General features: G+C 67.8%; 17 protein-coding genes. 8 read left to right on the top strand and 9 right to left on the bottom strand.

Going from position 1 to position 17,667, the window contains the following annotated elements; all coding sequences use genetic code 11:
* Positions 1-158 precede the first annotated feature (158 nt).
* Entirely contained in the window at positions 159-1,073 is a 915-nt protein-coding gene (locus OP04_RS47590) for an IS3 family transposase (protein ID WP_033346703.1), read from the top strand.
* 1,023 nt (positions 1,074-2,096) lie between these two features.
* Here the strand turns inward: OP04_RS47590 and OP04_RS47580 are convergent.
* On the bottom strand, positions 2,097-2,444 hold the full coding sequence (locus tag OP04_RS47580; protein WP_033346701.1) for a hypothetical protein: 348 nt from the start codon (positions 2,442-2,444) through the stop codon (positions 2,097-2,099).
* A 50-nt stretch (positions 2,445-2,494) separates the two neighbouring features.
* Here OP04_RS47580 and OP04_RS55225 point away from each other — a divergent pair, with 50 nt between their 5' ends.
* From OP04_RS55225 to OP04_RS47565, 3 genes are all read left to right on the top strand, one after another.
* On the top strand, positions 2,495-2,731 hold the full coding sequence (locus OP04_RS55225; RefSeq protein ID WP_033346700.1) for a hypothetical protein: 237 nt from the start codon (positions 2,495-2,497) through the stop codon (positions 2,729-2,731).
* A gap of 325 nt (positions 2,732-3,056) precedes the next feature.
* On the top strand, positions 3,057-4,169 hold the full coding sequence (locus tag OP04_RS47570) for a sensor histidine kinase (RefSeq protein WP_051800185.1): 1,113 nt from the start codon (positions 3,057-3,059) through the stop codon (positions 4,167-4,169).
* Entirely contained in the window at positions 4,166-4,837 is a 672-nt protein-coding gene (locus tag OP04_RS47565) for a response regulator transcription factor (protein WP_033346699.1), read from the top strand. The genes OP04_RS47570 and OP04_RS47565 overlap by 4 nt, the downstream gene beginning before the upstream one ends.
* A 19-nt stretch (positions 4,838-4,856) precedes the next feature.
* On the opposite strand, the gene OP04_RS47560 is transcribed toward OP04_RS47565, so the two are convergent.
* Positions 4,857-5,666 (bottom strand): SGNH/GDSL hydrolase family protein, encoded by an 810-nt coding sequence (locus tag OP04_RS47560; protein ID WP_085067368.1) that lies wholly within the window; start codon positions 5,664-5,666, stop codon positions 4,857-4,859.
* A gap of 187 nt (positions 5,667-5,853) precedes the next feature.
* On the opposite strand from OP04_RS47560, the gene OP04_RS47555 reads away from it, so the two are divergent.
* Positions 5,854-7,113 carry a fumarylacetoacetate hydrolase family protein gene (locus tag OP04_RS47555; RefSeq protein ID WP_033346697.1) on the top strand — a complete coding sequence of 420 codons (1,260 nt, stop codon included), beginning with the start codon at positions 5,854-5,856 and terminating at the stop codon, positions 7,111-7,113.
* Positions 7,114-7,373: 260 nt separating this feature from the next.
* Here the strand turns inward: OP04_RS47555 and OP04_RS52790 are convergent, their stop codons facing one another.
* From OP04_RS52790 to OP04_RS47540, 3 genes are all read right to left on the bottom strand, one after another.
* Positions 7,374-8,018: an McrC family protein gene (locus tag OP04_RS52790; protein WP_232324025.1), complete on the bottom strand. Its 645-nt coding sequence runs from the start codon at positions 8,016-8,018 to the stop codon at positions 7,374-7,376.
* A 181-nt stretch (positions 8,019-8,199) separates the two neighbouring features.
* On the bottom strand, positions 8,200-9,363 hold the full coding sequence (locus OP04_RS54325; protein ID WP_157241350.1) for a WD40 repeat domain-containing protein: 1,164 nt from the start codon (positions 9,361-9,363) through the stop codon (positions 8,200-8,202).
* Positions 9,364-9,382: 19 nt separating this feature from the next.
* Positions 9,383-10,591: an ISAs1 family transposase gene (locus OP04_RS47540; RefSeq protein WP_085067366.1), complete on the bottom strand. Its 1,209-nt coding sequence runs from the start codon at positions 10,589-10,591 to the stop codon at positions 9,383-9,385.
* Positions 10,592-10,738: 147 nt separating this feature from the next.
* Between OP04_RS47540 and OP04_RS54320 the strand changes: the two genes are divergently transcribed.
* Positions 10,739-11,398 (top strand): hypothetical protein, encoded by a 660-nt coding sequence (locus tag OP04_RS54320; protein WP_157241346.1) that lies wholly within the window; start codon positions 10,739-10,741, stop codon positions 11,396-11,398.
* 16 nt (positions 11,399-11,414) lie between these two features.
* Positions 11,415-12,059 carry a hypothetical protein gene (locus OP04_RS54315; protein ID WP_157241344.1) on the top strand — a complete coding sequence of 215 codons (645 nt, stop codon included), beginning with the start codon at positions 11,415-11,417 and terminating at the stop codon, positions 12,057-12,059.
* A gap of 384 nt (positions 12,060-12,443) precedes the next feature.
* On the opposite strand, the gene OP04_RS56310 is transcribed toward OP04_RS54315, so the two are convergent.
* The 4 genes from OP04_RS56310 to OP04_RS47520 all read right to left on the bottom strand — a co-directional run bounded on the left by OP04_RS56310 (position 12,444) and on the right by OP04_RS47520 (position 17,132).
* Positions 12,444-12,983 (bottom strand): ISAs1 family transposase, encoded by a 540-nt coding sequence (locus OP04_RS56310; RefSeq protein ID WP_232324026.1) that lies wholly within the window; start codon positions 12,981-12,983, stop codon positions 12,444-12,446.
* Complete coding sequence (locus OP04_RS56305) at positions 12,901-13,482, bottom strand: transposase family protein (protein WP_232324024.1); 582 nt, start codon at positions 13,480-13,482, stop codon at positions 12,901-12,903. Before OP04_RS56305 ends, OP04_RS56310 begins: the two co-directional genes overlap by 83 nt.
* A gap of 799 nt (positions 13,483-14,281) precedes the next feature.
* Positions 14,282-15,187, bottom strand: a complete 906-nt coding sequence (locus OP04_RS47525; RefSeq protein ID WP_157241342.1) for a hypothetical protein — start codon at positions 15,185-15,187, stop codon at positions 14,282-14,284.
* 742 nt (positions 15,188-15,929) lie between these two features.
* A complete protein-coding gene (locus OP04_RS47520; RefSeq protein ID WP_033346693.1) occupies positions 15,930-17,132 on the bottom strand; it encodes a PQQ-dependent sugar dehydrogenase in 1,203 nt (400 codons plus the stop codon).
* Between the two features lie 110 nt (positions 17,133-17,242).
* On the opposite strand from OP04_RS47520, the gene OP04_RS47515 reads away from it, so the two are divergent.
* A partial coding sequence (locus OP04_RS47515; RefSeq protein WP_033346704.1) for a glycosyltransferase family 2 protein occupies positions 17,243-17,667 on the top strand: 425 nt, incomplete at its 3' end.

The raw sequence follows: 17,667 nt of genomic DNA, 5'->3' as shown, positions 1-17,667 counted from the left end.
GCCGATGCGGGCGAACGTCATGACCGGCCCACCACCGAGATGGCCGAGGAGAACCGCCGGCTGCGCGAAGAGGTCGCTGAGCTGCGCCGGGTCAACGAAGTCCTGCGTGCCGCCAGCAGTTATTTCGCGTCGGAGCTCGGCCCGACCCGGCGACGGTCATGAGGTTCATCGACGAACACCGTGACCGCTTCGCGGTCGCGCTCCTGCTACGGGTCCTCAACATCGCCGAGTCGACCTACTACCAGTGGGTCAAGCAGGCGGAACAGCCGTGTGACCGGGACCTGGTCGACCGCGGGCTGATCTCCAACATCTATGAGATCTGGGAGGCCCCCGGCTTCACCTATGGCGCCGACCGGATCCACCGGCAGCTGCGCCGCGACGGAATCCGCGTGGGCCGCAAACGCGTCGAGCGGCTGATGGCCGGCCAGGGCTGGCACGGGGCGTTCCTGCGCCGCGGCTGGCGCGGCGGCTCCACGAAGCAAGACCCGCGGCACACGCCGGCGCCGGATCTGGTCAACCGCAACTTCACCGCAGCCGGCCCGAACCAGCTGTGGGTGGCCGACGCCACGCGGATCCCGTGCGGTGAGGGCGTGTTCTGGCTGGCCGCCGTCCGCGACGTGTTCTCCCGCCGGATCGTTGGCTGGAAGACCTCCGACCGGTGTGACACCGATCTGATCCTGGCCGCCCTCGAGTACGGCATCTGGTCGCGTGACGTCCGCGACGGACAACTCATCCATCACAGCGACCGCGGCTCGAACTATACGAGCTTCCGCTTCTCACAACGCTTGCAGGACAACGGAATCCGGCCGTCCATGGGCTCGGTCGGTGACTCCTACGACAACGCGCTGATGGAGAACTTCTGGTCCACGCTGAAGATCGAACTGGTCTACCGAACCTCGTGGCGGACCCGCGACGAGGCCGAGAACGCGATCTTCGCCTACATCGACGGCTGGTATAACTCCCGCCGCATCCAGAAGGAGCTTGGCTACCTCAGCCCGGACGAATACGAGGCGGCCTGGCACGCCCAGACCGAGCCAGATAACCTCACCCCTGCCCCGACCGGAAGCAGGTAACCACCGCTCCGTCAAAGCGGGGGGAACTCACAACGAGCCGGGAGGCCGAACTGTCCTCCCATGAACGCCCCATCAGATGCAGGTCGTCCTCGGTGGCGTCATTGCTGTGCCTGCTCAGGTGTTGCCAGACTACGGCGGCACCCGCGCCGAAGCCGGCCATCGCGACGACCGGGGTCCGGACCGCAACGGCGATCACGCCGGCTTTTAGGGTCGATCTGCCTCCGCCGATCACCATGATGGCGTCGGCCTCGAATACAGACCGGTAGTAGGAAGTCTCCCATTCGGCGGCCGGATCCGGTTTGACCTGAATCCTTGCGGGGCCTCAGCCGTTACGTCGAAACTGACGGTGTTGTCATGCGGAGCGTGAACGACAACGCGTCCCGCGGTCCGCTCCGCCGACAGGTACTCCTTGACCGCGTCCGCCTCGAGATAGGAGTCATCGCTGAAGAAGACGAGGTCGCAACCCGCCGCTGCGAGCTCCCTGCCGATCTCATGGCTGGCCGTGGCGATGATGGAATCACACGTCAGCGGCGGAACGCACTCTCTTCCTGGTGTGCCACTGCCGAGCACGACGACGGACGGCCGCATCCTGCCCTCCCGCACACATCACCACCGATACCGAACCTCAACTGCGCCACCTGATGCGACGGGCAGCCTCATCGCTTGGGCGATCTACGATCGAGCGGAGGCCCGACCACCGTCTACGAAACACGCCAGGCCTGACCCTCGCGACGCGTGTCTCCTCGTCACCGCGGGTTGTCCACGGGCCGGAGGAGCGGCACGACCGCGCCGGATGACGACTCCTGAATGCGCCAACGATCGTCATCCTCGATCGTCACGCGACGCCGGTGAAACTCAGCCGTACGGCTGACTGGTGTACCTCCTCCGCATGTTCGTCCTTGCGACTCCGGCCTTATGAAACTGCGCTGGAGCACTCGCGATACATCACGCGGGTGGGAGCCGGTCCGCCGGTCGAATGGCGAAACCCGGCCCCGGTCCGGAAGGTACGTGCGGGCGTGCTGCTCACGGCCGTTGGCGCGCACGCATCCGGCCGGTCAGGAGAATTGTCACCACGGTGAGGGCCCCGCCACCGATGCTCGCCACGCCAGCAGCGGAGGCCCCGACCTGCACGAGATACGCCGACAAGGCCAGCGAAGTGGCGAACAGCAGCATCGCTCCCACCAGCCCGGCCCACGCCATCTGCTGGGCATGCCGCGCATCACGCGTGATCTCCCACAGCAACGCGGAAGCCGACTCACGGTCCACGGCCGCCAGCTCCCTGATTGCGGCCGCGGGCAGCAGACCGGGCCACGCCGATGTTGCCGCTGCATCGTCAAGCTCCTGGCCTTCGGCGAGCAGGTCGCGGAGCATGTGTGGACCGCGGATCGTGTGGCCTGGCAACCGGCCGGCCCTCGTGTGACGTGGGCGCGCCGCCAAACGCCGGACTGATCATCAGCCGCACCCTCGCGCTCACACCGCTGCTGGACCGGCCGGCGGGCCGGAGCCGGCTCCCGCCGCACTTCTTCGCCGCCGCTGGGGTGTGCCTGCTGGCCGTCACGCTGCCGATGGGCACCGCATCGGTCTGGGCGGTCGCGGCCGGTGTCAGCCTCGGCGGGGAGAGGCTCACCGTCCTCGCCGCCCTCGGGGCAACGCCATGATCGCCGGTACGTACTGGGGCAGCACATCGAACGTGTCCACCGCACCGGAAGCACCGACGCGCCTCGGGCCGGGTCGCACTGACCGGCGTGGGCACCACCCTCGATTGACAGCAATCCGGGCCTACGCAATACTCACAGTGTACAGATTCCAGCCCTCTTCCCCCACCGCACCGGCCGTCACGAAACGGGAAACGCCCGGGAGGCCACCGCAATGTCTCCGCGAGCCTTAGGGCCGCCGGGCCGGGCCGCTGTCCCCCCGCTTCCCTTCTGGGCGCCGGGGGCCTGGTGGCTGTTCTGCGCGGTCCTGCTCACGATCTCGGTTCCGGTGACCGTCAGCTACTACGACGCCGGGCTCGCGCCCGTGTTCGTGATCTGCAGCGTCCAGGCCGGCGCGCTCGGCCTGGCGTTGGAGCGGCCGCACCTCGCCGCCGCCCTCCACATCGCGGCCACCGGCGCCCTCGCCATCGTCATCCGGGAGTCACCCGATCAGCCGTGGCCCCTTCCGATCCTCGGGTTCGTCTCGCTCGGGGCGCTCCTGCTGATGCTCGGCCTCCGGCAACGATGGACCGTACCGGTCTCGGTCTGGTGGCTCAGCATCCTGATGCTGGTCGGCCTGGTGACGCTGTCACCCGGCCGCTCCGGCGACGGCGACCGGTGGGGAGCCAACCTCTCGGTCTACTCCGGCAGCACGGTGCTGCTGCTGAGCGCGGCGATCGCCGCCCGCCGGCGTGGCCGCATCCACGACGAGCTCCGGCAGGCACGCCGGGACGTGGAGCTCGAGCAGGCGCAGCGCCGCTACGTCGAGGAACGCGCCCGGATCGCCCGGGAGATGCACGACGTCGTGGCGCACAGCATGTCGCTGGTCCACATGAAGGCGTTGTCCGCGCCGTTCCGGCTCGCGGGCGCCCCTCCCGCGGACACCGACGCGGAGTTCAACGACATCGCCCGTTCGGCCCGCGCCGCCCTGAGCGAGATGAGACAGCTACTCGGCGTGCTCCGCCCGGATGACGGCGAGAGCACGGAATCGGTGCCGCAGCCGCAGCTGGCGGACATCGCCGCGCTGTCGGCCGCCCTCACCAAGGCGGGGACCCGCATCGACGTGTCCCTGGACGAGCGCTCCCGGCAGACCAGCCCGATCGTGCAGCTGACGGTCTACCGTGTCGTGCAGGAGGCGTTGAGCAACGTCGTACGGCATGCGCCGGCCGCCCGTACCCGGGTGCGGGTCCTCGTCGCCGGGGATCTCCTGCACGTGTCCGTCCGTAACGCGCCGTCGACGCGTGGTGGACCGCGCCCCGATCGCGGGGGTCACGGGCTGCGAGGGATGCGCGAGCGCATCAGCCTGCTCGGGGGCGACCTGACGACCGGGACCACGCCGGACGGCGGGTACGCCGTCGAGGCCACCGTCCCCATCACCGGCACAGTCCAGGAGTACACATGACGATCCGCGTCCTCGTCGTCGACGACCAGGCCGTCTACCGGGCTGGCGTCAGCGCCATCCTCGCCGCCCAGCCCGGCATCGCCGTGGCCGGGGAGGCAGCCGACGGCGAAGCCGCGGTGGCGCAGTGGCGCAAGCTCCGGCCGGACGTCGTCCTGATGGACATCCGCATGCCGAGGATGAACGGCATCGACGCCACCCGGCAGCTCACCGGGCCGCAGAGCCCGGCCCGGGTCGTCATCCTCACCACCTTCGACTTCGACGACTACGTCTACGCGGCCCTGGAGGCCGGCGCCAGCGGCTTCCTCCTCAAGGACGCCGGCACGGAGGATCTCGTCGCCGCGGTCCGTGTGGTGGCGCAGGGTGACTCGCTGCTGTCGCCACGAGTCACCCGGCGGCTCATCGAGAACTTCGTCAGCAGCAAGCCTCCCGGGCTGAAGTCGGCCACCGTGTTCAACGCCCTGACCGATCGGGAACGCGAGGTCTTCGCCCTCATCGCCACCGGCAGGTCGAACGCCGAGATCGGCGAGGCGCTGTTCATCGCCGAACAGACCGCCAAGAGCCACGTCAGTCGAATCATGACCAAACTGTCGCTGCGTGACCGGGTGCACGCCGTGATGCTCGCCTACGAGACCGGTCTGGTCACTCCGGGACGCCCCCGATCCGCGTGATGGTCCAAGGCCCGGCCGATCAGTTCGCCTCCAGCCACTGGGCGGCCAGCCGATGCGCCACACCGGCCCCACGCTCGTTGAGGTGCACGTTGTCGACGGTGACCCGCAGCCCGTGGCTCTGCGACATCTCGTTGAACGTCCGGCCGAACAGGAACCTGTCGAAGGCGGTCCTGAGGATGGGGAACGAGAAGTCCGGAGCGTCGGCGCCGAGCAGCGGAACAAGGTTCTCGAACAGCGGCAGGTAGTCGGCCCCGTGCGCGGACGCCTCCTCCCTGAGCATCGCGTTGTACGCGCGGACCCGGTCGTTGTACTCGCTGCCGATCTGCTCACCCAGCGGCTGCAGGGACATCACGGCGACCTTCGCCTCGGTCTCCGCGGCCAGCCGGTCCAGGATCGTCGACATGTGCGCCCGGGACAGCGCGGGGTCGACATCGCCTCGCAGGTCGTTCGTGCCGATCAGCATGATGACCCGGTCGGGGTGCAGCTGGATCACGTCACGGTCCAGGCGGGCCAGCATGTCCTCGGTGGTGTGGCCGTTGATACCGGCGTTCACGGTCTCGGTCCCCGGCCGGTACAGGCCGCTGACCCAGTCCGCGCTGAGCGTTCCCTGGACCGTGCTCGCGCCGGCGACCACCGTGAGCGACACCGAGGCGGGCCGGTCCCTGAACGCGTCCGGTCCGTTGGCCGGCTTCACGACGAAGGCGCGGACGAGTACATATCCGCAGACCAGCAGCGCCACCGCCAGGACGACGACGGAGACGACGACCACACGGCGGACGACGGAAGGCCGCTCGCGTACCGCGGCGGGGGTTTCAGTGATGGCTGTCATGCTCCGAACTTCGGGCAGCAGGCCCGTTCCGGTCGCCACCCCCACGTACGGGCCGCCACGAGGACGAAGCCGTACGCGGGTATCGGCCGGCCACCGACACCAAGGTGACGTCCCGCCACTCAGGTCGCTCCTACCGTCTGCTCATCGCCCACCGAGCGGCGCCGCAACGAACCTCAGGAGCATCGACATGACCTCGACAGACCCCACCCGTCCCCACCCGCGCAGGGCGCTACGCATCACCGGAATCGTCGCGGCCGGCCTCGCGGTCGCGGTCGCCGGCTCCTACGGCGTCGCCCGGGCCATCCCGCCGGAGTTCCCCGTCGTCTACTCGGAAAGGCTGCCGACGGGCACCACCGGAAGCGTCACCATCGCCGACCCCGCGCAGGCGCTCACCTTCGCCCGGTTCGACGCCGGGTCCGGGCCCCGGGTGCTGGTCGTCACCCGGTACGAGAATGGCGTCATCAGCGGGATCGACCTCACCGCGACACCCGAGGCCACCGGGCTGACCGAGCCGATCGCCGTGTTCGCCAAGCTGGGATACCAGGCGATCCAGGCCATCGCCGGGGACAGCGCGAGGCCCCAGGTCACGGTGCCGGCCACGGAGACGCTCACGTCGCTGGACACACACTCCCACCACGTCGGCATCGGCACCAACTACAAGGAGCACCAGGCCGAGGCGACCATCGAGGAACCATTCGTGTTCCCCAAGATCGCCACGCCCACCGACTCCGACGGCGAACTCGCCGCCGGAACCCACGGCCTGCTCGACTACGAGGTAGAACTCGGCATCGTCGCCCTCGACGACATCACCACGAGTACCGGCCTGCCGGAACACCTCGGCCTGGTCCTCTCCAACGACTGGACCGATCGCGAGCTGCTGGTGAGCCAGATCGAACCGGACAACCTCACCGGTGGCGCCGGGTTCACCAACGCCAAGAGCCAGCCCGGCTTCCTCACCACCGGCGACCTGTTCGTCATACCCGCGGACTGGGAGTCGTACTACCGGAAGCTCCGGCTCGACCTGTTCGTCAACGACGATCTCCGCCAGCGCGCGAACCCGTCCGACCTGATCTGGGACGTCCGCACGATGATCGAGAAGACCCTGGCCGCCGGTGACCGGACCTGGGACAGCGACGGCACACCCACCACCCTGACCGCCCAGCCGGGCGTGATCCCACGGGGAACAATCCTGCAGACCGGCACGCCCGAGGGCGTCGTCTACCGGGCGCCCTCCACCCGTCAGCGATTCCTCGGGTTCATGGAGTGGGCGGGAACCCTCGGCACCAATGCGGACTCCGTCGTCGACTCCGCGCTCGCGGTCTACGTCCGCGAGGCGAAGGACGCCGAGGTCTATCTCAAGCCGGGCGATAGGATCGTCACCCGGGCCGAGGGCCTCGGGCAGATATTCACCACCATCACCGCCGGGGAACGCGCCGAGAGCGAATAGCGCCTCGTCCCGGACTGTGCCCGCCAGGCCGCTCCGCGAAGATTGGCTCATGATCTTCCTTGTCACCCGGGCGGCCGGGCATGGCTGATCCGATCTTCCCGGAGGAGGCTGCCGGGCGGCTGCACATACCTCCACTCGACGTCTACATCAGCACTACCGAGGCCGAGTGGGTCGAACTGGCCCCGTCAGGTCCCATTAGGATGCTGAGACCGGCGTCCAGGTGCACGGATGCTGGCCGTCGGTCTGCCCGGGATACGCGATCAGCGCCTCACCCAGGACTGTCGTGACAAAGTCCTCGGAGACCCCGGCCGTGTCGACGGCGAACGCGGCGACAGTCGCCTCGCCCGGGCCGGGTTCCGCAGACTAATTGTCCAGGATGATCTCGGCCAGCCGCAGAGCGGGAACGTATCTGCCGCTGAGGCGCCCGGCCCGCCACACCGGCCAAGGGGATCCCGCGGTGATGACGCCGGCTCCGTCGAGCCGCCCGTCGAGGTGGGCGAGCCGGGCAGCCGCAGAACGGCAAGCATGCGGCACAGGGCGGTGCGCAGGATCCTGTTCTCGGCGATCTCCGCGCGGTACTCGTCGTAGCTGACCGCGACTGGCTGTGACGGTTGCATTCCTCCCTGTCGTAGCCACTCGACCGGCAGTGGCAGGCCCGGGCGGCGCGCGACCTGGTCGGCGAAGCGGATCCGTCCTCGCACCAGCGGAAGCGCCTCGTCGACGGACACGTAACCCTGCAGGACGCCCGGACCCAGGGCCCGTTCGGCCTGCCGGACGAGCGCTTCGGCGAGCGCCGGCCATAGATCGGGTTCGGTGCCCGCGGCGACGTCCTCGGGGCGGAACCCGGGATCGCGGGCGTAGCCGAGCAGGAACAACGGCCGGGCGATGCCGACCTTGGGCCGCACCTGCCCATCGAGGCCGCCGACCCGGACGGCGCCAACCTTGCCGGTCGGCAGCAGCCACCAGCCCCAGCACGGCCCGGCCGGTCCTCTCGGTCCGGCCGTACCCGAGATTGGTGTCCAGGGCTGGCAGGGTACACATATTCCAGGGCAGCCCTCTCACACTGCCTGCCTCAAGCGCCGCAAACTATTCAGTGTCCGGCACAGATGGCCAAGGTGTCCCGGTCGCCGCGTCCCAGCGGTATACAGTCCCGTCCTCACCGACACCGCCCACCAAGTCCAGCGAAAACAGCACCGGCCTATCGTCGACCAACGTGGCAGCGATGTCGCGGATCTGGCGTCGGTGACCGTTCAGCGGTGGCCCGAGCGGCTCGCCGGTCTCCGCGTCGAAGCGATGCAGCTGCCGGTACGCGCCGACCGCAAGGCAGGCACGACCGTCCAGTTCGTAGGCACAGAGTGCCATCGGGCGGTCTAGCTCGATCGAGGGCCCGATCTCTTCTCCGGTCTGCACGTCAAATCGACGCAGTGCGCTATCACCACTGGTGATCGCCGCCAGCCGGATCCGTCTTGCCGACAAGTAGACCACCGGACGTTCGTAGACCGGTCCCACTCGGTAGTCGGCGGCGATATCGGGCAGCAGGTTCGGCTCTCCCTGGTGCCCCCACAGCGTCACCGAGATCCCGTGTTCGAACGCGTTCAGCTGCATCCCGCCGTGAAAGGTCTTCACCCGCAGAGGGGGTCCCGATCGGGCACCAGTACGGCTGTCATACCGCAGAACCGCACCGTCCGCGTACCCGACGAGACACTCGCCGTCGCGTACCGCCATAGATTCGATCGTGCGAGCGGGTGGCAGGACCTGCAATCCGGGACGGGGCAGCCGCGCTGCCCGCCATCCGTCTCCGAACTGTCGCCACAGCCAGGCCCGTCGGCCTTCGGTCTCCGCGGTAAGCACGCCCGGACCACTACCATCGATGAACGGCTCAGACCAACGTCTGGGGTAGGGCGTCTCCCCGGACGACAGACGAACGGGCACATACTGGTCCGGGTCCGGATAGGTGAGTGCCGAAACTACTGTTCCCTTGCCCGGCGAATAGAAGAGCACACGAGTCTGCTCGTCCGTCGCCAGCAGCCCGCCTGACGCGGCCAGCCGGGCGGTCCGGGTGCGCAGGAACGGGCGGGCGATTCCTCGCCAGCGGGGCTCAAACGCGCCGCCCGGCAAGACTCCCCCCTCGATACCGGCCAGCAGATCCGAAACTGCCCGCGCCACCCCTGGCTCTCGCCGCGCAGCCTCGGATAATGCCGGCCGCGCCACCAGCAGTTCCGCTCGTACCGCGTCGACCCGCGCGTCCATGTCCGCATCCCCGGCTGTTTCATGATCGTTTGGCGAGACCGAGGGTGGTGAATGGTCTGGTCATGTTGCGTGAGGCCCATCGGGTGGCTTCGGTGATGGCGGGCCGGCCGGTCAGGCGGAAGGCGTTGATGGCGAGGTTGCGTAGCGAGGCGAGGATGCGGGGTCCGTTGCGGGTGCGGGTGCGGGATTGGTCTTCGCGGTAGCAGGTGTCGCGGATCCAGTGGAGGGATTCGATGGCCCAGTGGCTGCGGTTGATGGCGGCGAGGGTGGCCGGGTCGGCTTGGTCGGGTGTGTGGCTGGCGACGCCGAGTTGCGCGGCGGCGGACTGTTTTCCGGTGCGGGTGCAGGTGACGTAGCGTTCGATGAGCCAGACCTGGTTGACGTGCGGGAATGGCAGGCCGGGTGGCGGGGGCAGGGTGCGGATTGTGCGGCGGGTGGTCCGGCCGTGGCTGGTGTCGGTGTGGTGGGCGGCGATCGGGGTGTCTGCCCAGGGCAGACGGTCGAGTGCGTCGTAGAGGGTTCTGCGGTTTTCTTTGACCGGGAGCATGAACTGGCCGCCGCGCTGGTGGATGAGTGTGGCGGTGTCCTTGGCGGTGTGCATGGCGTCGGCGGTCACGGTCATGTCGGTCAGGTCGAGGCTTTCCAGCACGGTCCGGGCGGTGGCGGGTTCGGTGTTCGCGGCGGCGTCGACCGGTGCCTGGGCGATAACGACGGCGTGGGCGCCGGTGCCGGGTGCGGTGGGGCCTGCCATTGCGGACAGCAGGTGTAGTTGCCGGCCGTCGGTGTCGACGGCGCCGCGGACTTTCTTGCCGTCCAGGCGCAGCTGGGTGTGTGTCCCCGCCGCGGGTGGCATCTGTGCGGTGGTCCAGGCCGCGATGACCGCGTCCAGAATGTCGGGGTCGGCGGCGGTGCAGACCCGCCAGATCGTCGCCCGGGACGGCGGCCGGCCCGGCCGGGCACCGGCCCTCAGGTACAGGCCGGCCAGGATGTCGGCAGGGACGTCGGCGGCCCAGCCCGCCATCGCCGTGTAGCCGCGCGACCCGGCGACCGTCGCCGCGGCCGCGAGAGCGAGAACCACGACGACCGGATGGTCACGGCCCTGGTCCGAACGGCCGTCCGGGACAGCCAGCAACAACTCCCACAGATCATCACACGAACGCGTGAACGACACATCCACCGACGGCGGCGAACCCGCCACATCAACGGGCGAGATGACAGACTGCGGCACGACGAAGCTCCGGATGGGATCAGATCCTTGAGAAGACCTGCTCTCAACGGAGCTTCGTCACCCACCGACACGCCACCGCGACGGTTATCACCCCACCCACACCCCCGACGATCTTGAAACGGCCGTGCGGACATCAAGCGAGACATCATGTTCATGGTGGTTGATCTTCAGGGCTTTTACAGTCGCGATGAAAACGTTAAAGCGGAAGTCGCCGAAGCCTATTACACAATGAACTGCGTAAACCAATCGAATTTGCCGGACCTGGAGTGCTCGACCGAGAATCTCAAAAAGGTGATAGCCGAAGATGGGATGACGTGGGCAGAGCTGGCGGTCGAGATTACTTTCATGTATCGCTCCATGAAGGGGCCGCGGAAACCACCCATGTCGGCAGGACATCTGGACGCCTGGACTCTTGTTCAGCGCCTCGCCTGGAAGGCGTGCAGCTCTGTGTCATATCCTCAGATGCCGCCCAGATTGATGAACTCGGCGGAGGCCCAGCAGTGGGGCCGAGATGTGCACAAAGAATTTGAAAGGCTCATTCAGGCCGCTCGAACCGCAAACCCGAAACTCTTCGGAGAGACCGGCTACTACGATAGCGGTAAATCAATCGTGCCGGGCCCCTCTAAAGTCAAGGGTCACAGATATCCGGACGCCGTATGGGCTGTCGCCATCGACAAGCCGGAAGTCGTCTTCGACCTGAAGACGGGATCGGAATCGGTTTCGATCAGGCCAAAGTGGCTGAGGGAGCTAAACGGAGGGCTTCCCATAAGCCACAAGGACATTCGTGTCATCATGCTCATCTGCTAGCAGATCGGCTTCGCACGTGAACAAGAAGCTCTGGCGCGAGTGCGCAACCCGATATCTTCTCCCCCACCTTCCCGATGGCTGGGGAGTCAAGGGAAAGTTCTTGTATCTTCGACCTAACGACTGGATCGTTTGTGCCGTACATCCGAACAGATATCCCGGTGCCAATTGGTTTAAAGTTGAACGACTCGTTCAGTTGCTCGTACGGCCGGCCGATCACGCTAACGGCCCGCTCTACCAGACGCTGATCCATCGGGAAAGCGGTGGGGTTCCCGCGCTTCCGGACACCTCCGACACGGCAGGACGTGTGATGACGGAGGTTTTGGAATCGATCAGACATGAGGCTTTGCCGTTTTTCGATCGCGCGGGAACCGTCGACGGAATACTGGACATCTTTCAAAGATCCAGCGAGGAATCACCGCTCGATACCAACTATCTTGAACTACTGTGCTATCTGCATGCGATTCGAGGCGATGTCGCCGAGACGATACAGATGGCCGACCGCGTACTGACTTCTCCTCTGGAACTAGAACAGGGCCTCTCCAATCCCACACTCCTGCGGGTGAGGAAGGTCAGCCAGTTAGTCGCATCAAATCCCGAAGACGCACGGAGTCTCATGCGGGGCTGGGCAAACGAAACCTGGGAGAAAATCAGCAAGAAGTAGCGCAAATCAACCGGGAATAGCTCAAATGACCTGCCCATAGGTCGATCAGGTAACTGCAACCTATGGGCAGGCGTGCTATTCCTACGAAACGATGCCCGATCTTCAGCCTCCCTTCGGTGGCACTATCGAAACAGCCTTCCCTGCCTTGAGCAACCGAGGGCTGCGTCACGCCCTCGGTGCTCTCGGCTGCGGGGCGCGACCAGCGCTCTGCGCGGCCGCTCCCACGGTGATACCGCTCCGAGAGCAGCCCCCAAGACGGGGAGCAGCCCGATCAAGGCGAGCGCGCGCGTAAGACCGGCCGGTTCCCATAACGTTGAACAGAGTGCCGAGCCGACCGCGCCGCCGCTAAAGAAAGCGAGGTTCCCGACCCCGATCGCGCCAGGGCTATTGCGTTGTCGGGTAGCTGCTGGTCACGGCGGTGATCAGGTCGTGTGAGCGGCGGTTTGCGTGGCGGGTGGCGCGGGCGATGTTGGTGGCGCCGGTGGTGCGGTGCCAGCCGATCGCGGTGTTACGGAGTGTCGCGATGATGGTGGGTCCGTTTCCGGTCCGGGCTTGATGCTGGTCCTCACGGAAAGTCACGTCGCGGACGTGGTGGAGGCGATTTTCGATGTGCCAGTGCTGGCGGATCCAGGTCTGAAGGTCTCGGGCGGTGGCCTGGCCGGCGGGTGGTGAGATCGTCGGGTAGGCGGTCTCGCGGCTGGTCCGGCCTGCGACGATGCGGGTTCGGGTGATCCGGACGGCCTGTGCGGCGTGCGGGAACGCGATTCCGCCGGGCAGGGCGACGATGACGGCTTTGACGGTGCGGGTCTCTCGGCGGCCGTGGCTGCGGTCGCGGGTGCGGTCACCGACTGGGATTTGCGCCCAGGGCAGCCGTTTGAGCTGGGTGAACAAGGTCGGTTGGTTGGCTTTCGCCTGGACGAGCAGGTGGGCTTCTCGCCGGGCGACCTCGTTGGCGTGGCTGGTCTGGTGTGGAGTGCGTCGACGGTGAACAGCACTCCGGCGAGGGTCCCGAGTACTCGTTCGACGGCGTCGAGCAGCGGTGTGAAGGCCGGGATTTCGTTGCTCTTCGCGTCGATGGTGACCTGAGCGAGAACGATGCCGGTGCGGTGTCCAGAGCGGACAGCAGATGGACCTGCCGTCCGTTGCGGCGGGCGCCGCGCAGGACTTTGCCGTCGATGGCGATCACCGTCCGACACCTGCGGGGCCGGGCCGGCGGGGCTGGAGTGCGGGAGTGAAGCCAGCCGGCGAGGATGGCGCTGAGCAGGGCGTCGTCAAGCCTGGTCAGTACCCGCCAGACGGTCGTGCCGGCCGGGAGCCTGCCGGTGGAACCGAGCCGGGACCGTGCCGGTGCGTCTAGGTCGCGCAGCCAATCGGTGATCGCGGCGAACGACGACGCTCCGGCGAGGACGGCGCAGACCGCCACCGCCAGGTAGCGACGTCAACGGATACCGCACCCCGCGCGGATCACGCGGATCGGGCACCGCGGCGAGGACGTCCAGCAGCCCGCCCCGCTCACCATCCGTGACCGGCACGGCCGGGCTGGTCGGGGTGGGTGCTGTTACGGCCAGTGCCGGGATGAGAGATGATGCCATCGGCGGGTGGGGTCTTTCTCGGAGTCATGAAGCGTCGCAACTCCATGATCACCGACGCGGCCTCACCCGCTTCCTTCGCCTCCACAGAGGCCGATCACACCTCAAACTCCCTGGTCACGGCCTTCTGCACGACTACGCAACGGCCCTGAGGGTCATCTGGACCGACGTAGCGGTACCGCCTGGTCCGTATCACCGGGTGACGGTAGCGCCGCGCGCCGAACCCGTCGACGTCATTTTATGTCCGCACAGAACCGCTCCCGTGCGCGCGGATCGCGGCAGATCCGGATGCTCAGGGATAGCAGAAGATGGTGACGGGATCGACTACTGGCGGGTCGGTCGGCATCGTCATCCTCGATCTGCCTGCTCATAAGCCGATCGTCTCAACGTGCCGCACAAACTTCGATGACAGAAGCCCTTACAGAGACAAGGCTCGCTGGCACAAGGGGCATACCTCGATGGCATAGGACAGTGACGTTTCATCTGCTGTCCACCACGGCGGCGGATATTGTGTGCGTGAGAACCGCCTGGAGTGCCGGCCTGGACGGTGCGCCGGATGCTCCTTGGTTCCGTCGTTGACGCCCCGTTCTGCTACGAATCTGTGCGCTCCCGAGCTGGCGCTGCAGAATCTTGTCAGCTACCCGGCTGACGGGTTGCGGCGTCTGGATCGGTGCTCTGCTCGAGGGCCGTCCACCACTCCTCCAACTCGTCGACCCGGCTCTGGAGCGCGGCGTTCGCCGCCCGAACGGTCGCCAGTTCCTCGGTCAGCGCACCAATCGGCCCGGAGGCGGTCAGGGCGTCGAGCCAGCTCATGACCAGCCGATCCTCGGCGGCGACCCGGCGGAGAGCGGAGGCGACCACCTCCGGTGACAACTCAGCCACGAACTCTCTCGGGAGCGTAAGCAGGCGAGCGACCTCGCTGAGATTCCGCGCGGCGGTCATCTGGCGCCGGAGGCGCTCAGCGGACGGCACCGCCGGTTCGGCCGGTGTCGCGGCCGCCGCTGCCGGCTTGGCGGACCCAGGAGCGGGCTTCGACGCCGGCGCGGGGGTAGCCCGCTCGGGTTCCGGCTCAGGCTCGGCGTCCGACGGAAGATCGGGAAGGTCGTCGCCGACCCAGGCGTAGGCCAGGGTGTCGCCCTTCTGCCGTCGGACGACATTCGGCCACTTGGGCAGAACCGCCAGCGCGCGGGGCCAGTGCCGGGCCCACGTCTCGTTCCGGAGCCCGAGCTCAGACAGATGCTCCCGAATCTCTCGCACCTTCAGCGGGACCGGCGAGTCGGCCAGCAGGTGGAGAACCACTGCGAGGGGTTCTTGGGCGAAGACGGCATGGAACAGCCGAGTGTCGGACAAGGCCATGAAACGGAGCGAACCCCTCGTCGCGACGTGAACGTCGGCAGCTCGTCGGACGCGCTCTTCCTCACCGGTGTCATCCCACTTGACGTGATAGATCGTCCCGTCATCGGCGAGGATCGATCCGATTCGGGCGCGGCGTACGCCGAACGCATCGGACACCCGGACAAGACCCTGGTCTACGCTCACGAATGCGACTGTAATAGTTGTCGTCGCGGCCGCGGCCCCGGCCGAGGTCAGCCCGTTCCGGCCAACGCATCGTCTGTCCGTGCACCCGGCGCCGGCCGCCGACATCGGGTTGATCGCACAGACCAGGTAGCAGGCGCCGCGCAGCCCCTGCACCCAGGCACCGCGGTCGCTTTCGATACGGAGCGTGACAGACAACAGCGGCACGCCTCGCACCAACGGCGGCATAGAGTAAGCTCTTCTCGTACCGGACGACGCTACGCTGCGGCTCGATCACGCAACCGCCGAAGACCTCTACGCGACGTTGCATCAGGTCGGAGAGCACATCGCGGCCGGCGCCGCGACTACTGCGCCGACCGCTGACCAGGCTGAACAGACCGGCCCGCCGCGTCGTCGGCGGACGAGGCGGGGCCCGTCACATCTCGCGCGCCGGCATTCACGGCGGCATGACGACGGTAAAAATCGTGAGTGCCGGGTACGGGAGCGCGGGACTCGGTTGGGTGCTACGGACCGGAGGCGCGCGCCTGCCGGCAAAAGCGATCGATTCCCGCACATGCCTGCCCGGCGAGCGCGCCCGTGCCGACGATCACCGCCGCCAAGACTCCCACCAGCAATTCCAGGCCGGACCGCCGCCTCTTCCGTACCCATTACATATTCCTTGCCTTCGATCGTGTGGTGAACGCTGCGGAGCGGGAACGGCACCGTTCATCTGCGGTGCCCTCCCGCCGTGGTATCCGGGTACCGCTCAGCCGGCGATGTGCACGAAGCTCACCCTGTTCAGCCAGCCCGGCAGGTCGCTGAGGGAATACAGCTCGCCGTGCACGTCGGCGGCGATCGCAGTCGGCTGGATGGGCAGGTTGCCGATGATCGCGGAGTCGTATCCGCCGCCGGGCCTGGGGCGCACCGCGAACGCGCGGGTCGAGCAGTAGTCGCCCGCGATGTACGTGCCCCGGGCCTCGGGGGTACGCGAGCCGCGGTAGACCACGCCGCCGGTCACCGAACAGTTGTCGTTCTGGTGGTCGTACTCGAAGACCGGGTCGGTGTAGTGCACGCCCGGTCTGCACTGCTCCGGGTCGAAGACCGGGGTGCCCTCCCGGCAGGACCAGCCGAGGTTCGCCCCGCCCTGCCAGGGGCGGATGTGGTCGATCTCCTCGACGAGGCCTTGGCCGACGTCGCCGATCCAGAGCGAGCCGTCGACGGGGTCGACGGAGAATCGCCACGGGTTACGCAGTCCGTAGAGCCAGATCTCCGGCCGTGCGCCCGGCGTGCGCACGAACGGGTTGTCGCGGGGCACGCAGTAGGCCTGCGCGCCGCAGGCGCGGCCGACGTCGATCCGCACGATCTTGCCGAGCAGCGTGCCGAGGTCCTGACCGGACTTGAACGGGTCGTAGGCGTTGCCGCCGTCGCCGGTGGACCAGTAGAGGTAGCCGTCGCGGCCGAACGCCACCTGCCCGCCGTTGTGGTTGCCGAACTCGGCGTGCTCCTGGGTGAGCAGCACCTGCAGCCGGTCGGCGGCGCCGAGCGGCACCCGGGCCAGGGTCAGTGCGCCCGCCGGCAGGCCGGTGAAGGCCACGTAGAGCATGCCGGTGCGGGCGAAGTCCGGCGCGGGCGTGATGCCGAGCAGGCCGCGCTCGTTGTCGGACGTGTCGACCAGGGCGGTCAGGTCGAGCACCGGGTCGGCGGCCAGGCCGGTGCCGGGGTGGTAGGCGCGGACGGTGCCGTTCTTCTCCGCGATCAGCATCCGGCCGTCGGGCAGTCCGGTGATCGCGATCGGGCGCCGCAGTCCGGTGGCCACCTGCTCGGCGGTCACGGTCAGCTCGGTGAGCGGCACCGCCTCGTCGGCCGTGGTGGTCACGGCCGCCGACGCCGGGGGCAGTGCCAGCGCGGTCAGGGCCAGGGTGAGCAGGCCGGCCAGCGCGGTGGCCGGGCGGCGACGTCGTCGCGACATGTGCGGCTCCTCGATGGGTGTCGGGCCACTGTCACCATACATCGAGCACCGTCGATATAAAGCTCGTCGCTTATCCAGGTTTTATCGGCGCCTCCCTACGGTGCCCGGTTATGTCGATCGTGTTGTCCGTCGTCGTGCCGGTGTTCAACGAAGAGGACGTGCTGCCGTTGTTCGAGGACCGGCTCCGGCCGGTCCTCGACGAACTCGAGGTGTCTTATGAGGTGCTGACCGTGGATGACGGCAGCCGGGACGCCACCCCGCTCGTCCTGGAGGGCATGCGCCACCGATGGCCGCAACTGCGCGTCGTGCGCCTCCGGCGCAACACCGGGCACCAGAACGCGCTCACCGCCGGCCTGCACCGCGCCCGCGGCGAGTACGTGGCCAGCATCGACGTCGACCTCCAGGACCCACCGGAAACCATCGCCAAGATGCTGCACCTCGCCGAAACCTCCGGGCTCGACGTCGTGCACGGCATCCGGGCGGACCGCAGCAGCGACACCCCGTTCAAACGCTGGACCGCCCGGCTGTACTACCG

The sequence above is a fragment of the Catenuloplanes japonicus genome (assembly GCF_000717135.1).
GTDB lineage: Bacteria > Actinomycetota > Actinomycetes > Mycobacteriales > Micromonosporaceae > Catenuloplanes > Catenuloplanes japonicus.
This window is presented reverse-complemented; position numbering and strand designations above follow the sequence as displayed.

Bases quoted from the DNA above. Each gene is read 5' to 3' on its own strand.
- OP04_RS47590 (WP_033346703.1), top strand. From the start codon at position 159: ATGAGGTTCATCGACGAACACCGTGACCGCTTCGCGGTCGCGCTCCTG.
- OP04_RS47580 (WP_033346701.1), bottom strand. From the start codon at position 2,444: ATGCTCCGCGACCTGCTCGCCGAAGGCCAGGAGCTTGACGATGCAGCG.
- OP04_RS47555 (WP_033346697.1), top strand. From the start codon at position 5,854: ATGACCTCGACAGACCCCACCCGTCCCCACCCGCGCAGGGCGCTACGC.
- OP04_RS47520 (WP_033346693.1), bottom strand. From the start codon at position 17,132: ATGTCGCGACGACGTCGCCGCCCGGCCACCGCGCTGGCCGGCCTGCTC.
- OP04_RS47565 (WP_033346699.1), top strand. From the start codon at position 4,166: ATGACGATCCGCGTCCTCGTCGTCGACGACCAGGCCGTCTACCGGGCT.
- OP04_RS54320 (WP_157241346.1), top strand. From the start codon at position 10,739: ATGTTCATGGTGGTTGATCTTCAGGGCTTTTACAGTCGCGATGAAAAC.
- OP04_RS54325 (WP_157241350.1), bottom strand. From the start codon at position 9,363: ATGGACGCGCGGGTCGACGCGGTACGAGCGGAACTGCTGGTGGCGCGG.
- OP04_RS47560 (WP_085067368.1), bottom strand. From the start codon at position 5,666: ATGACAGCCATCACTGAAACCCCCGCCGCGGTACGCGAGCGGCCTTCC.